Source organism: Cryobacterium sp. PH31-AA6 (genome assembly GCF_030063195.1).
Classification (GTDB): domain Bacteria; phylum Actinomycetota; class Actinomycetes; order Actinomycetales; family Microbacteriaceae; genus Cryobacterium.
Map to the genome: position 1 here is coordinate 93,744 of NZ_JASISS010000002.1, position 14,827 is coordinate 108,570.

Sequence of the window (14,827 nt, forward strand, 5' to 3'; positions counted from 1 at the left end):
AGCGCGGTTCAGCCGATCTGCGCGCCGATCGAGCCGATCACGGCATCGAGCATCGCGCCGGATGCGTCCCGACGGGAGCCCGTCTCCGGAAGGGTCCGCGGGGAACCGTCCGGTCCCACGGCGCGAGCCGGAAGTGGTCCGACCCAGGCGACGGACACGTTGTCTTCGCCCTTGAGGAAGCGCTGTGAACGCACCCCGCCGGTGGCCCGGCCCTTGGCCGGGTATTCGGCGAAGTCAGACACCTTGGCGCTGCCCGGGTCTGTGCCGGCAAGCGTCTGGCTGCCGGTGGCGATGGTGGCGACGACCGCGGAATCCGCGCATTCGGGCGCCACGCTGGTGAAGTAGATGATCCGGGCGTCATCGACCAGCTTCATCCCGGCCATGCCGCCCGCGGTGCGGCCCTGCGGTCGAACGGAACCGGCCGGGAACCGCAGCAGCTGGGAATCGGAGGCGATGAAGACGAGTTCGTCGGCCTCCGACCCCTGCACGGCCCCGACGACCACATCCTTCGGCTTCAACGCGATGATCTCGAAGTCGGGTTTATTCGCCCAGTCTCCAGGGGTGACCCGCTTCACGACGCCCAGGCGCGTGCCGAGGGCGATCGCCTTGTCGGAGTCGAGGGAGACCAGGGCGAGCACCTTTTCGTCCCGGTTCGACAGGGCGAGGTAGTCACCGATGCGCACGCCCGCCGCCAGCTGGATCGAGGTCGGCGGCATCACGGGCAGGTCCACCGGCGAGAAACGGATGAGACGACCCAGGCTGGTCACCGCACCCACCTCGGTTCGGCTGGTGGCTGCCAGGCTGGAGAGGATCGCGTCGTGCTTGCTGCGGCGCTGAGCCGGGACGATCCGGTCGGTCTGAGCCTCGTCGGTGGTCGGCAGGTCGACCCGGGCGATCCGGCCGGTCGTGCTCAGGTAGATCCGGGTCGGGGTGTCGGTCACCTCAAGGATGGCGGCCGTGCGCTTGGCGGCCGCGCCGGCGATGCTCGGCCTGGCCTCGGTGAGCACGGTTCGCCGGGGGGTGCCGAATTTCTCGGCCACCGTGGCGAGCTCGTCAGAGACCAGGGTGCGGATGGCCTGCTTGCTGCCGAGCAGCTTTTCGAGCGCGGCGATCTCCGCGAGCAACTGGTCGCGCTCCGTCTCCAGCTCGATCCGGGAGAAGCGGGTCAGCCTCCGCAACCGCAGCTCGAGGATGTACTCGGCCTGGATCTGACTCAGGTCGAAGACGTCGATCAGGCGGGTGCGGGCCTGTTCGCTGTCATCGCTCGCGCGGATGACCTGGATGACCTCGTCGATGTCGAGGATGGCCACGAGAAGACCCTCAACGAGGTGCAGGCGTTCCTTGCGCCTGGCGAGACGATACGCCGACCGGCGTGTGACGACCTCGATCCGGTGGCCGACGTAGACCATGAGGAGTTCGCGCAGACCCAGAGTCTGCGGGCCGCCGTCGACGAGGGCGACGGCGTTGATGTTGAAGGAGTCCTCGAGCGGGGTGACGCGGTAAAGCTGCTCGAGCACGGCCTGCGGGCTGAACCCGGTCTTGATCCCGATGACGAGGCGGAGCCCCTTTGTCCGGTCGGTGAGGTCCGTGACATCCGAGATGCCGCTGAGCTTTTTGGAGTTGACCCCGTCCTTGATCTTCTCGATGACCCGCTCCGGGCCGACGAGATAGGGCAGTTCGGTGACGACCAGGCCGGCCTTCCGGGCGGTGATCGCCTCGACGGAAACCCGGGCGCGGGTTTTGAAACTGCCGCGTCCGGTGGCGTAGGCGTCCTTGATGCCGGCGAGGCCGACAATGGTTCCACCGGTCGGCAGATCGGGACCCGGAACGAATTCCATCAGGTCGTCGAGCGTCGCGTCAGGGTGCGCCAGGAGATGCCTGGCCGCGCCGACGACTTCGATCAGGTTGTGCGGCGCCATGTTCGTGGCCATGCCGACGGCGATGCCGCTCGCGCCGTTGACGAGCAGGTTCGGGTAGGCGGCCGGCAGGACATCCGGCTGGGTGAGCTGGTTGTCGTAGTTGGGCACGAAGTCCACGACGTCCTCGTCGAGGTGCTCCGTCATGGCGAGTGCCGGCGCGGCCAGGCGCGCCTCGGTGTACCGCGGCGCGGCCGGACCGTCGTCCAACGAACCGAAATTGCCGTGTCCGTCGATCAGGGGAACACGCAGGGTGAACGCCTGCGCCATTCGCACCAGGGCGTCGTAGATGGCGGTGTCGCCGTGGGGGTGGAGCTTGCCCATGACCTCGCCCACCACGCGTGCGCTCTTCACATGGCCGCGATCAGGGCGGAGCCCCATTTCGCTCATCTGATAGAGAATTCGACGTTGCACGGGTTTGAGCCCGTCCCTGGCATCGGGGAGCGCGCGCGAGTAGATCACGGAGTACGCGTACTCGAGGAAGGACCCCTGCATCTCGGTCGACACGTCGACGTCTTCGATGCGCTCGGTGATCTCGGCGGGCGGCGTGCTGCTTGAACGGCTCATTCGTGAATTCTGTTGAGGCGTGCCATGCGCTGGGCAGGCACTTTCGGGTGGGTGCTGGAACGTGCGGCCTGGGTCTATGTCAGAATTGGCCGGATGCCCCCCATGCTACCGGCCCGTCAATTCAGCACCCTGCGGCTTGCCGACGTTCTGACAAGTTCACTCTCCGCGATCCTCGACCGGCCCAATGCCCTCAGTCTGGGCTCTGGAGCCAGGACCGTCGTGGTCCTGGCCGACGGACTCGGGGTCGGCCAGCTCCGGGCGCGGGCCGGGCACGCGCGATTTCTCAGCGCACACCTCACCAAAGCCGGTGTGCTCGACGGGGTATTCCCAGCCACCACCGCCGCCGGCATCGCCACCCTCACCACCGGGGTCGAGCCCGGTCGTCACGGATTGGTCGGCTACCGCGTCCGGGATGCGGCACGGGACCGGGTTGTGAACCAGCTCACCGGCTGGGACGACGGCATGGATCCGGCCGTCTGGCAGCGGGAGCGCACGGTCTTCGAGCGCGCCGCGGATGAGGGCGTGCCCAGCTTTGCCATCGGCCCGAAACGGTACACGACCTCGGGCTTCACCCTGGCCGTGCTCCGCGGCGCCCGGTATGTCGCAGCCGAGACTCTCGCCGACCGCTTCGCGGCCGCCCGGGCGCTCCTCGATTCCGAACCGCGGGCACTCGTCTACCTCTACATCCCCGAACTTGACATGGCCGCGCACGCGCACGGCTGGGAGTCGGCGAGGTGGCTGGCTGAGCTGGAGGCCCTCGATTCCGCCATCGCCCGCTTCGCGGCCGGACTCAAGCGCGACGAGGGACTGCTACTCACCGCCGACCACGGGATCATCGACGTTCCCGCCACCCGGCACGTGCTCTTCGACACCGTTCCCGAACTCGTGGACGGTGTCCGCCACATCGGTGGAGATCCCCGGTGCGTGCAGCTTTACCTCGAGCCGGCCAGGGCCGACGAGGCGTCCGCCCTGGCCGAGTCGTGGCGAGACGTCGAAGGTGAACGCGCCTGGGTCTTCACCCGCGACGAGGCAGTGGAGGCCGGGTTGTTCGGAACGGTCGCGCCGGAGGTCGCGCCAAGAATCGGAGACCTGATCGTCGCCGCCCGCAAACTCGTCGCCTACTACGACTCGCGCGAGCCGAACCAGTCGGCACGAAACATGGTGGGCCAGCACGGGTCACTCACCGACGAGGAACTCCGGGTGCCGTTGATCAGGCTCGGCGCCCACGCGGCCTGACGACGTGGGTCCGCCCGGGCGTCCCTCGGGGACACGTATCCGGACGGGCACGGGTGGTCAGGCCGGGTACTGCCCGCGCTTGACCTGCGGTTTCGGCAGACGCATCGGACGCAACTGGAGCGCCCGCATCGCGGCATACCAGCGAACCCGCTCTGCCTTGCTCTCGCCGAATTTGGCCTTCACCTTGCGGGTGAGGCTGAAACCGAGAATGACACCATCGACGACGGCGACCAGGAAGAACGCCCACAGCGCGACGATGCCATAGGTCTGAACCATCGGGTCAGGAAAGAACGTCAGCAGGATGACGAGGAACATGATCGGGATCATGAATTCGCCCACGTTGAAGCGAGCGTCGACATAGTCCCGAACGTAACGCTTCTGCGGGCCTCGTTCGCGCTGCGGCAGGAAACGATCGTCGCCGGCGGCCATGCCGAGTCTGGCGCGGTCCCTGGCCTCTGCGGCCTTGCCCCTGGCCTGCTTGGCGGCGAGCTTGCGGTCGCCGGGCACCAGTGGACGCTTGTTCAACGCCTCCTGCTGTTTGCGGCTGGGCGTCGGTTGCCCTTTACCGGCCGCAAGGCGGGCTTTGGTCTCCTCCACGGACTCCATCGAGGGTTGTGCGTCTGGGTTCACAGGCTTAGCCACATCAGTTCCTTGCAATTGGTTGCCTTAAGATTACCCGATGACCGATATTCCAGAAACAGACCCGATTTCGTCGACCGCCGGCGATGCCGGCATCCGCGCCGCCGTGCTCCAAGGACTGCCATCGACGATCGCGGATCTCTGCGCCCTTGTGCGAGTGCCCTCGGTGTCCTGGGATGCCTTTGACCGCGGCCAGGTGGCCGCCAGCGCCGAGATGGTGGCCGAACTCGCCCGGGGCCTGGGCGTTTTCGACTCCGTCGAGATCAAGCAGGCCGGCGTCCCCGGCGGCACCGAACTGGGTCAGCCTGCCGTGCTCGCCACCCGGCGGGCCAGGAACGGGCGTCCGACCGTCCTTCTCTACGCGCACCATGACGTGCAGCCGCCCGGCAACGACGAGGACTGGGAATCGCTGCCCTTCGAACCGACCGTGCGCGGAGACCGCCTCTACGGGCGCGGTGCCGCCGACGACAAGGCGGGCGTGATGGCCCACATCGCGTCGATCCGAGCGCTCGTCGACTCGGCCGGCCCCGATTTCGACCTCGGACTCGCCCTGTTCATTGAGGGTGAAGAGGAATTCGGCAGTCGTTCCTTCGCGACCTTCCTGGAGGAGAACACCGAGGCGCTGCGCGCCGACGCCATCGTGGTCGCGGACTCCAACAACTGGGACATCGACACGCCGGCCCTGACCATCGCGTTGCGCGGCAACGTGACGTTCAGGCTCACGGTCCGCACGCTCGACCATGCCTCCCATTCGGGCATGTTCGGGGGAGCGGTTCCCGACGCGATGATGGCGACCGTGCGCCTGCTGGACACCCTCTACGCCGACGACGGCTCGGTGGCCGTGTCCGGACTGACCAGCCATGACGCCGCGACACCCGACTATTCGGAGGACCAGCTCCGTCAGGAGACCGGTCTGACAGCGGGGGTGCAGCCGATCGGACACGGGTCCGTCCTCAGCCGGATTTGGTCTCAACCGTCGATCACGATCACCGGAATCGACGCGCCGAGCGTCGCCAACGCGTCCAACACCCTCTCGCCCGTCATCTCTGTGCGGCTGAGCACTCGGATCGCCCCCGGCCAACCGGCAGCGGCCGCGTTCACCGCGCTGGAGAAACACCTGCGGGCCAACGCCCCGTTCGGCGCGCAGATCTCGATCGACGACGTCGACACCGGAGAGGCCTTCCTCGTCGACACCAGCGGCTGGGCTGTCACGGAGACTCGGCTGGCCATGGCAGAAGCCTGGGGACGCGAGCCGGTCGACATCGGCGTCGGCGGATCGATCCCCTTCATTGCCGACCTCGTACGCGTTTTCCCTGAGGCACAGATTCTCGTGACCGGTGTCGAAGACCCCGATTCACGGGCGCACAGCCCCAACGAATCACTGCATCTGGGAGTCTTCAAACGCTCCGTTCTCAGCGAAGCTCTCCTGCTCAACCGGCTCAATCAGAAGGTACGCCCGGAGACTCCCTGATCGCGCCGGAGCGATCGACGACCGGATCGGGAATTTCGGAGGTGCTTTAACCGTTTACCTAGGTACAATCGCGGTGGTGAATCGTGCGTCCCAGCCCAAGGCCGGAACGTGCGACCCCACCGACAGACAGCAGCGCCGTGACGGGACCCTACCGACGCGAAAGTAATGAGGAGCAGCATGACCGACACCATCGCCACCAGCACCGCAGCCCACGGCGTGGGCCTCAGCGACACTGCCGCCCAGAAGGTTCGCAGCCTGCTTGCCCAGGAAGGCCGCGAGGACCTCCGACTGCGCGTCGCCGTGCAGCCGGGTGGCTGTTCCGGCCTGATTTATCAGCTCTACTTCGACGAGCGCGTTCTGGAAGGCGACGCCCTCGTCGACTTCGACGGGGTTGAGGTCGTCGTCGACAAGATGAGCGTTCCCTACCTCGATGGGGCATCCATCGACTTCGAAGACACCATTGCGAAGCAGGGCTTCACGATCGACAACCCGAATGCCGGCGGAAGCTGCGCCTGCGGCGACTCCTTCAGCTGATCGTTCGACCCCGCCCCCTGCCGGATTCCGTGCTTTGATCGCGCGTGATTCCTTCCGGCAGGGGGCGTTGTCGTTTAAAACAGCGACTGGGGGCGAATTCGTTATCCGACCGACCGCGTTCATGCACATCCCGCGGCGTCTCTCGCAGTAGGCTGTGAAACTAGAAATGCACTTCCAGTGAAGTGTCGTCGAGTCTTCCCCGAAAGGTTACTGGTGCGCAAAAACCATCGTCTCCGATGGGCTGCTATTCCGATCGCAGCGTCGTTGGCCATTGTTCTGTCGGGATGCACCCAAGCCCAGCTTCACGGCTTTCTCCCCGGCTTCGAAGAAGGTCAACCGGCGGTGACCAACCAGACCGACCGAATCGGCGGGCTCTGGACCACCTCCTGGATCGTCCTGCTCGTCGTCGGACTGATCACCTGGGGCCTGATCATCTGGACCGTCGTCGTCTATCGGCGCCGGAAGGGGCAGACCGGCCTCCCGGTCCAGCTTCGCTACAACATGCCGATCGAGATCTTCTACACGGTCGTACCGCTCATCCTCGTGCTGGGCTTCTTCGCCTTCACCGCGCGTGACCAGGCCGCCATCGAGGCGCGCTTCGACTCACCCGACGTGAAGATCGAGGTCATCGGCAAGCAGTGGGCCTGGGACTTCAACTATGTCAATGAAGACGTCTACTCTTCCGGCATCCAGGGTCAGCCCGATCTGGAGGGAGCCAAGGGCTCGCTGGTCGAGTCCGAAATCCCCACCCTCGTGCTCCCCGTCGGCAAAAAGATCGAATTGGCACTCGAATCCCGGGACGTCATCCACTCCTTCTGGGTCATCGACTTCCTGTACAAGAAGGACATGATTCCCGGCAAGACCAACTACATGTCGGTCATCCCGGAGCGAATCGGCACCTACTCCGGCAAGTGCGCCGAGTTGTGCGGCGAGTACCACTCCCTGATGCTGTTCAAGGTGAAGGTCGTCTCCGAAGCCGACTACGAGGCCTACATCCAGTCGCTGCGGGTGGCCGGAAGCGTTGGCCAGCTCGACAACGGCTACAACCGCAACCAAAATCTCCCGGGCACGACCGCCCCGACGGTTCAGGAGGGCAACTAGGCCATGAGTACCACCACAGCTCCCACCGCCCCGACGGCTCCGGCCGCGCCCAGACGTGTTTCGGGCGTCGACCGCAAGGGCAACATCCTCGTCCGGTGGATCACCTCCACCGACCACAAGGTCATCGGGTACATGTACCTGATCACCTCCTTCGTCTACTTCTGCCTCGCCGGCGTGATGGCGCTCGTAATCCGGGCCCAGCTGTTCGAGCCCGGCCTGCAGGTCGTCCAGACGAAGGAACAGTACAACCAGCTCTTCACCATGCACGGCACGATCATGCTGCTGATGTTCGCGACGCCGTTGTTCTTCGGTTTCGCGAACTCGCTGATGCCGCTTCAGATCGGCGCGCCTGACGTCGCGTTCCCGCGGCTCAACGCGTTCTCCTTCTGGGCATTCTTCTTCGGCAGCCTGATCGCCGTCGGCGGGTTCCTGACCCCGCAGGGAGCGGCGTCCTTCGGCTGGTTCGCCTATCAACCGTTGGCGAGCACGACGTTCTCGCCAGGGGTCGGCGGCAACCTATGGATGGTGGGCCTGGGCCTGTCGGGTTTCGGTACCATTCTCGGCGCCGTGAACTTCATCACCACGATCATCACCATGCGCGCCCCCGGCATGACAATGTTCCGGATGCCGATCTTCACCTGGAACACGATGGTCACCTCCATCCTCGTCCTGATGGCATTCCCGGTGCTCGCCGCAGCGCTCCTCGCCGCTGCCTCCGACCGCATCTTCCTCTCCCACATCTACGATCCAGCCAACGGCGGTGCCATTCTCTGGCAGCACCTGTTCTGGTTCTTCGGGCACCCCGAGGTGTACATCATCGCCCTGCCGTTCTTCGGCATCGTGTCCGAGGTGTTCCCGGTCTTCAGCCGTAAGCCGATCTTCGGCTACAAGACCCTGATCTACGCGACCATCTCCATTGCCGCGCTGTCCGTAGCCGTGTGGGCTCACCACATGTACGTCACCGGCTCGGTTCTGCTCCCGTTCTTCTCCCTGATGACCATGCTCATCGCGGTACCGACCGGCGTGAAGATCTTCAACTGGATCGGCACGATGTGGCGAGGGTCGTTGACCTTCGAAACCCCGATGCTCTGGGCGCTCGGCTTCCTCGTCACCTTCACCTTCGGTGGTCTGACCGGTGTGATCCTGGCATCTCCTCCGCTGGACTTCCATGTTTCCGATACGTACTTCGTCGTGGCGCACTTCCACTACGTCATCTTCGGAACGGTCGTCTTCGCCATGTTCAGTGGTTTCTACTTCTGGTGGCCCAAGTGGACCGGAAAGATGCTCAACGAGAGCCTCGGCAAGTGGCACTTCTGGCTTCTCTTCATCGGTTTCCACACCACGTTCCTCGTGCAGCACTGGCTGGGAGTCGTGGGCATGCCCCGTCGGTACGCGTCCTACTCGCCCGAAGACGGCTTCACCTGGATGAATCAGCTCTCCACGATCGGCGCGATGATCCTCGCCGTCTCGATGATCCCGTTCTTCCTGAACGTCTACATCACTGCCCGTAGGGCGCCGCTCGTCACCGTGAATGACCCGTGGGGCTTCGGAGCGTCGCTGGAATGGGCGACGTCCTGCCCGCCGCCGCGTCACAACTTCACCTCGATCCCGCGGATCCGGTCCGAGCGCCCTGCGTTCGACCTGAACCATCCCGAGGTGGCCATGCCCGTCGGGATCGGACCGGGCAAGGACGCCCCGGATGCCCCCACGTACGACGCAGCTTCGAACAAGGTGAAGTAAATGAGAGCCAACGTCAACCTGCTCTGGATTCTCTCGGGTTTCTTCGTCGTCGTCTCCGTCGCGTACACCGTGTGGGGTCTGCTTGATCCCAAGCAGCACAGCGTCGAATGGGCGGGCACCTTCGCCCTGGGGCTCTGCGCGGTCTTCGTCAGTTTTGTCGCTTTCTATCTCAGCCGGGTGCACAACGCCCAGGGCGGGGAACTCCCTGAGGACCGACTGGACGCGAACATCGACGACGGCGACCCCGAGGTGGGCTTCTTCAGCCCGTGGAGCTGGTGGCCGATCCTGCTCGCCGGCAGCGCCGCACTGCTGTTCCTCGGCCTTGCCGTCGGTGTCTGGATCTCCATCATCGCCGTGGGTATCGGCCTGATCAGCCTGGTCGGTTGGGTCTACGAGTACTACCGGGGCATGTTCGCCCGTTAGATCCGTACCACGGCCTCGGCCATCTGCACACGGCGCCCGCGACATCGTCCGGGCGCCGTTTGCGTACCCGGAAGACGAACGGAACCAGTGGTCAGTCGCGGCGACGGAAGCCGAGCAGCTCGACGGCAACGGTCACGGGGCGCTCGGCATCGGGCTCGCCCGCCAGGGTGGCGGCATCCGTGTGATGCGCCGATGGGCCCATGCCGACGAGGCTGGAGACCTGGCCGGGGTCGAGGCTGAGTATCCGGGTGGTCGCCTGACGGGTTTCCAGGACGAAGTGCGCGTCCAGGGTCGCGGCCAGTTGAGCACTCTTGTTGGCCTGCACGCCCAGGGCCAGCCCGGCGGCTCGGAGCTCCTGCAAATGCGTCTCCTGGGGCACGACGACCGCGAGAAGACCGCCGCTTCGGAGCATCCGGTGGAACTCGGAGGGATTGCGCGGGGCGAAAACATTGAGGATGACGTCGACCGCGGCGTCGCGAACGGGAATCGGCGACCAGACGTCGGCAACCAGGCCGTCAACCTGGCCCTGGCCGGCGACCGTGCGAGCCACGGCGACGGGGGAGAGGTCCATAGCCAGGGCCCTGGTGTCCGGTAGCCGTTCGAGCACACCGCGGAGGTAGTAGCCGGTACCGCAGCCGATATCGAGCAGCCGGGCGGGCTCTTCCCGCGCGACCAGATCACCGAGGTTGTCCCGCAGGGATTGGTACCAGCCGGCGGCCAGGAAGGTGTCTCTCGCGTCGAGCATCTCCGCGCTGTCGCCGATCAGGCGTCGGGAGGCTCCGGCCAGGGAAACGAAGCCGCGCTTATTGGCGTCGTAGGCGTGACCGTTCGCACAGAGCAGGACCAGGGTTCCCCCGGGCTCGAGGGGGAGAAAACAGATCGGGCACCGAAGCCACTCCGACAGGGTCTGGAGGGACATCGATGCCCGATCTGTGGTTGAGGCTGTTGCCTAGTGGTGGTCGCCGTGGGACCGTTCGAGTTCCGTGGTGCCGACCGGTTCGATCCGATCCTCAAAGAACCAGCGTGACATGCCGGCGCGGAGCTTCTGACCGGTGGTGATCTTGCCCTGCGCGTTCGGGCGAAGCATCAGCGGCTTGTAGTCGGAGTAGCTGACCAGTTTCCAGCGCTCGTACTCGTCGATCGGCTGGTGCACCTCAATGTATTCGCCGCCGGGCAGGCGAACGATTCGACCGGACTCGTACCCGTGCAGGACGATCTCCCTGTCCTTCTTCTGGAGGGCCAGGCAGACTCGCTTGGCGATGAAGAAGGCGATGAACGGGCCGACGAGAGTGAGGAACTGCATCGTGTGGATGACGCCTTCCATCGTGACCTTGAAGTGCGTCGCGATGATGTCCGAGGATGCGGTCGCCCACAGGGCGGCGTAGAACGTGACGCCGGCCGCGCCGATGGCGGTGCGGGTCGGGGCGTTGCGGGGGCGGTCCAGGATGTGGTGTTCCCGCTTGTCCCCGGTCACCCAGGCCTCGATGAACGGGTAGATGAGCACCACGAGGATGAACAGCCCGAGCGCAACGAGGGGGATGAGGATGTTGAACGAGAACGTGTGGTCCAGCCAGACGAATTCCAGTCCCGGCGGGATCAGTCGCAGGGCTCCGTCGGCAAAACCGATATACCAGTCCGGCTGGGTTCCCGCGGACACGGGGGAGGGGTCGTATGGTCCGTAGTTCCAGATCGGGTTGATCGTGAACAACGACGCCATCAGCATCACGACACCGAAGACGATGAAGAAGAAGCCGCCGGCCTTGGCCGCGTAGACGGGGAGTACCGGGTAGCCGACAACGTTCTGGTTCGTGCGGCCCGCACCGGGGTACTGGGTGTGCTTGTGCACGACGACGAACAGGAGGTGCATGGCGATGAGCGCGACGATGATCGCCGGCAGCAGCAGGATATGCAGGGAGTACAGGCGTCCGACAATGGCCTCGCCGGGGAATTCTCCACCGAAGAGCAGGTACGAGATCCAGGTTCCGACCAACGGGATGCCCTTGACCATTCCGTCGATGATGCGCAGGCCGTTACCGGAGAGCAGGTCATCGGGGAGGGAATAACCGGTGAAGCCTTCGGCCATGGCGAGGATGAACAGGATGAAGCCGATCACCCAGTTCAGTTCGCGAGGCTTGCGGAAGGCGCCGGTGAAGTAGATCCGGAGCATGTGCAGGCCGATGGCCGCGACGAAGAGCAGCGCGGCCCAGTGGTGCACCTGGCGCATGAGCAGACCGCCGCGGATGTCGAAGGAGATGTCGAGTGACGACGACATCGCCGCGGACATTTCGACGCCCTTCAACGGCACGAATGAGCCGTCGTATTCGACCGGAGTCATCGCAGCGCTGAAGAAGAACGTCAGGAACGATCCGGACAGCAGGATGATGACGAAGCTGTACAGCGCGACCTCACCGAGAAGGAAGGACCAGTGATCCGGGAAAATCTTCCGGCCCAGTTCCTTGACCGCCGTCGAGATGCTCGTGCGCTCATCAATGTAGTTCGAGGCGGCGGCCGTCAGGCCGCCGGACTTCTTGGTTTCGACCAGATCAGTGGTCGTAGTTGACGTGCTCAATTCCGCTCCCAGAAGCTCGGTCCAACGGGTTCAGTGAAATCGCTCTGTGCAATGAGATAACCCTCAGAGTCGACGGCGATGGGCAACTGCGGCAGCGGGCGCTTGGCCGGTCCGAAGATGACCTCACAGTGGTTCGACACGTCGAACTGCGACTGGTGACAGGGGCAGAGGAGGTGGTGGGTCTGCTGCTCGTACAGCGCGACCGGGCATCCGACGTGGGTGCAGATCTTGGAGTAGGCGACGATTCCGTCGTACGACCAGCCCGCACGCTCCGGCAGCTCATTGAGGTCCTCCGGCTTGAGCCGCATCAGGAGAACGGCGGCCTTGGCCTTCTCCTCCAGTTTGCCGTGCTCGAGATCCTGCAGCCCCTCGGGGATCACGTGGAAGGCGGAGCCCAGGGTGATGTCAGATGCCTTGATCGGGGTGCCGGTCGGGTCAAGCGCCAGCCGGGTGCCCTTCTTCCACATGGTGTGGCTGAGCAGAGCCGCCGGGTTGTCGTCCTGCGGTCCGAGTCCACGGAAGAGGACGACGGCGGGCAGCGGGAAGGCGATGAGGGCGCCGATCAGGCTGTTGCGGATCAGAGTGCGACGTCCGATGCCGGATTCCTCACCGGCCTCCTGGAAGATTTCGACGGCCCGCGCGCGGGTGTCCTCCGACCCGCGAACCGGGTGTCGTTCATCGATTCCCTCGTGGTCGTACATGAGGGCCTTGCCCCAGTGCACGGCCCCGATGCCGATGGCCATCAACGCGAGGCTGAGACCCAGGCCGATGAAGAGGTTGTTCGTGCGAACGGAACCCGGGTCCTCAGGAATGATCGGGAATGCCATGTACGCCGCGATGGCGAAGACACTGCCCACGATCGACAGGTAGAACAACGTGTACACGGTGCGTTCGGCACGGCGCTCCGCGCTCGGCTGGACGTCGGTCACGCGAGGGCGGTGCGGCGGGAAGCCCGGGTTGGCCACGGCGTCCCGGACGACGACGACGGTGCCTGCTGGAGCTCCCTCCTGCCCGACGCCCGACGAGTCAGCAGCGGCCAGATCCTTTCCGCTGTTATCGTCCTTGGCCATTGTTCTCCTTCATCGGCAGTTTCATATTCACGTTAGTCGAGACCGTTCCGGTCAGTTTGATTTCGCCGTGATCCACACGGTCAGGGCGACGATCGTGCCCAGGCCGAAGATCCAGAGGAACAGTCCCTCGGAGACCGGGCCGAGTGAACCGAGCGCGTAGCCACCGGGAGAAGGGTTGTTCTCGAGGTACTTGAGGTAGGTGATGATGTCGCGCTTGCTCTCGGGGGAGATGTTCATGTCGTTGAAGACCGGCATGCTCTGCGGGCCGGTGACCATCGCCTCATAGATGTGCTTGGAGGTCACCCCGTCAAGCGCGGGAGCGTACTTGCCCTCGGTGAGGGCTCCACCGGCGCCGGCGACGTTGTGGCACATTGCACAGTTGATCCGGAACAGCTCCGCGCCGTTGGCTGCGTCACCCTTCTCGTCGAGCAACTTGGCCTCGGGCAACCCGGGGCCGGGGGCCAGGGAGGAGACGTAAGCGGCGAGGGTGGCGATCTGCTCGTCCGTGAACTGAACGGCCTTCTTCTCCGCCTGTGGTCCGTTGACCTGCATCGGCATCCGGCCGGTGCCAACCTGGAAGTCCACCGCGGCGGCGCCGACGCCGATCAGGCTCGGCCCGCTCCCGGTTCCCTGCGCGGCCAGGCCGTGGCAGGTTGCACAGTTGGCGGCGAAGAGTTTCTTGCCCTCGCCGATGGTCTGCTGGGAGTTGGCGCTGGTCTCGGCGCTGGCCGTGCTCGTGCTGAACGCGGCATAGGCACCGCCGGTGAACAGTAGGCCGATGGCGATCAGCGCGACGCTGGACAGAGGGTGGCGGCGGCCGGCCTTGCGTCCGCTGGGACTCTTTGGCTTCTTGATCGTCGTCATATGCGCGTTTTCCACTTTCGAATGTCTATTTGAGAACGTAAATGACGAGGAACAGGCCGATCCAGACGACGTCGACGAAGTGCCAGTAGTACGACACGACGATGGCGCTGGTGGCCTCTTTGTGGCCGAAGTTCTTGACCGCGAAGCCTCGGCCGATCACGAGCAGGAATGCGATCAGTCCGCCGGTCACGTGGATGCCGTGGAACCCGGTGGTGATGTAGAAGGCAGAGCCGTACGCGTTGCTGGACAGGGCGACGCCTTCTGACACGAGGGTGGCGTACTCGAGCACCTGGCCTGACACGAAGATGGCACCCAGCGCGTAGGTGAGGAAGAACCACTCGACCATGCCCCACTGGCTCGGCTTCCAGCCCGTTGACCTGGCCTGCAGACGTTCGGCGGCGAAGACTCCGAATTGGCACGTCACGGAGGACGTGACGAGGATCAGGGTGTTGACCAGGGCGAAGGAGAAGTTGTGCTTCTCCGTCTCGAACTGCCACAGTTCGGGCGATGTCGACCGGAGCGTGAAGTAGATCGCGAAGAGACCGGCGAAGAACATCACCTCGCTACCGAGCCAGACGATGGTGCCCACAGCCACGCTGTTGGGCCGATTAACCACGGGCGCTGTGGCTGAATAAGTAATTGAAGGGCTCGTCACCGTTCCATTATGGCCGATATCTCGCCGCAATTTGCTCAACCG

13 protein-coding genes are annotated in these 14,827 nt (G+C 64.9%); 6 read left to right on the forward strand and 7 right to left on the reverse strand.

Annotation, left to right across the window (positions count from 1 at the left end; all coding sequences use genetic code 11):
- Positions 1-8: 8 nt before the first annotated feature.
- A complete protein-coding gene (locus QMG61_RS02260) occupies positions 9-2,483 on the reverse strand; it encodes a DNA gyrase/topoisomerase IV subunit A (protein WP_283492715.1) in 2,475 nt (824 codons plus the stop codon).
- A gap of 93 nt (positions 2,484-2,576) precedes the next feature.
- Between QMG61_RS02260 and QMG61_RS02265 the strand changes: the two genes are divergently transcribed.
- On the forward strand, positions 2,577-3,719 hold the full coding sequence (locus tag QMG61_RS02265) for an alkaline phosphatase family protein (RefSeq protein WP_283492716.1): 1,143 nt from the start codon (positions 2,577-2,579) through the stop codon (positions 3,717-3,719).
- Positions 3,720-3,776: 57 nt separating this feature from the next.
- Here QMG61_RS02265 and QMG61_RS02270 read toward each other — a convergent pair whose 3' ends face one another.
- Positions 3,777-4,361 (reverse strand): DUF3043 domain-containing protein, encoded by a 585-nt coding sequence (locus QMG61_RS02270; RefSeq protein WP_349357750.1) that lies wholly within the window; start codon positions 4,359-4,361, stop codon positions 3,777-3,779.
- A 37-nt stretch (positions 4,362-4,398) separates the two neighbouring features.
- Between QMG61_RS02270 and QMG61_RS02275 the strand changes: the two genes are divergently transcribed.
- The 5 genes from QMG61_RS02275 (at position 4,399) to QMG61_RS02295 (ending at position 9,627) form a co-directional block, all read left to right on the forward strand.
- The gene (locus tag QMG61_RS02275) at positions 4,399-5,829 is read left to right on the forward strand and encodes a dipeptidase (protein WP_283492717.1); all 1,431 of its coding nucleotides are present in this window, start codon (positions 4,399-4,401) and stop codon (positions 5,827-5,829) included.
- 177 nt (positions 5,830-6,006) lie between these two features.
- Positions 6,007-6,363 (forward strand): iron-sulfur cluster insertion protein ErpA, encoded by a 357-nt coding sequence (erpA, locus tag QMG61_RS02280; protein ID WP_283492718.1) that lies wholly within the window; start codon positions 6,007-6,009, stop codon positions 6,361-6,363.
- A gap of 213 nt (positions 6,364-6,576) precedes the next feature.
- Complete coding sequence (gene ctaC, locus QMG61_RS02285; protein ID WP_283492719.1) at positions 6,577-7,464, forward strand: aa3-type cytochrome oxidase subunit II; 888 nt, start codon at positions 6,577-6,579, stop codon at positions 7,462-7,464.
- Positions 7,465-7,467: 3 nt separating this feature from the next.
- Positions 7,468-9,204 carry an aa3-type cytochrome oxidase subunit I gene (ctaD, locus tag QMG61_RS02290; protein ID WP_283492720.1) on the forward strand — a complete coding sequence of 579 codons (1,737 nt, stop codon included), beginning with the start codon at positions 7,468-7,470 and terminating at the stop codon, positions 9,202-9,204.
- Positions 9,205-9,627: a cytochrome c oxidase subunit 4 gene (locus QMG61_RS02295; RefSeq protein WP_283492721.1), complete on the forward strand. Its 423-nt coding sequence runs from the start codon at positions 9,205-9,207 to the stop codon at positions 9,625-9,627.
- Between the two features lie 91 nt (positions 9,628-9,718).
- Here QMG61_RS02295 and QMG61_RS02300 read toward each other — a convergent pair whose 3' ends face one another.
- From QMG61_RS02300 to ctaE, 5 genes are read right to left on the reverse strand one after another with little or no spacing between them, the layout of a single operon-like run.
- Positions 9,719-10,546, reverse strand: coding sequence for a methyltransferase domain-containing protein (locus tag QMG61_RS02300; RefSeq protein WP_283492722.1), 828 nt, complete (start codon positions 10,544-10,546; stop codon positions 9,719-9,721).
- A gap of 30 nt (positions 10,547-10,576) precedes the next feature.
- The gene (gene qcrB / locus QMG61_RS02305) at positions 10,577-12,196 is read right to left on the reverse strand and encodes a cytochrome bc1 complex cytochrome b subunit (protein WP_502846991.1); all 1,620 of its coding nucleotides are present in this window, start codon (positions 12,194-12,196) and stop codon (positions 10,577-10,579) included.
- Positions 12,193-13,266, reverse strand: a complete 1,074-nt coding sequence (qcrA, locus tag QMG61_RS02310) for a cytochrome bc1 complex Rieske iron-sulfur subunit (RefSeq protein ID WP_283492723.1) — start codon at positions 13,264-13,266, stop codon at positions 12,193-12,195. Before qcrA ends, qcrB begins: the two co-directional genes overlap by 4 nt.
- Before the next feature lie 51 nt (positions 13,267-13,317).
- Positions 13,318-14,130, reverse strand: a complete 813-nt coding sequence (gene qcrC, locus QMG61_RS02315) for a cytochrome bc1 complex diheme cytochrome c subunit (protein WP_283492926.1) — start codon at positions 14,128-14,130, stop codon at positions 13,318-13,320.
- 25 nt (positions 14,131-14,155) lie between these two features.
- Positions 14,156-14,785, reverse strand: a complete 630-nt coding sequence (gene ctaE / locus QMG61_RS02320; RefSeq protein WP_502846992.1) for an aa3-type cytochrome oxidase subunit III — start codon at positions 14,783-14,785, stop codon at positions 14,156-14,158.
- Between the last annotated feature and the right edge of the window lie 42 nt (positions 14,786-14,827).

Excerpts from the sequence above, each read along its gene's own strand:
- qcrC (WP_283492926.1), bottom strand. The coding sequence starts at position 14,130 with ATGACGACGATCAAGAAGCCAAAGAGTCCCAGCGGACGCAAGGCCGGC.
- QMG61_RS02260 (WP_283492715.1), bottom strand. The coding sequence starts at position 2,483 with ATGAGCCGTTCAAGCAGCACGCCGCCCGCCGAGATCACCGAGCGCATC.
- QMG61_RS02265 (WP_283492716.1), top strand. The coding sequence starts at position 2,577 with ATGCCCCCCATGCTACCGGCCCGTCAATTCAGCACCCTGCGGCTTGCC.
- qcrA (WP_283492723.1), bottom strand. The coding sequence starts at position 13,266 with ATGGCCAAGGACGATAACAGCGGAAAGGATCTGGCCGCTGCTGACTCG.
- QMG61_RS02295 (WP_283492721.1), top strand. The coding sequence starts at position 9,205 with ATGAGAGCCAACGTCAACCTGCTCTGGATTCTCTCGGGTTTCTTCGTC.
- erpA (WP_283492718.1), top strand. The coding sequence starts at position 6,007 with ATGACCGACACCATCGCCACCAGCACCGCAGCCCACGGCGTGGGCCTC.
- QMG61_RS02300 (WP_283492722.1), bottom strand. The coding sequence starts at position 10,546 with ATGTCCCTCCAGACCCTGTCGGAGTGGCTTCGGTGCCCGATCTGTTTT.
- ctaD (WP_283492720.1), top strand. The coding sequence starts at position 7,468 with ATGAGTACCACCACAGCTCCCACCGCCCCGACGGCTCCGGCCGCGCCC.
- QMG61_RS02275 (WP_283492717.1), top strand. The coding sequence starts at position 4,399 with ATGACCGATATTCCAGAAACAGACCCGATTTCGTCGACCGCCGGCGAT.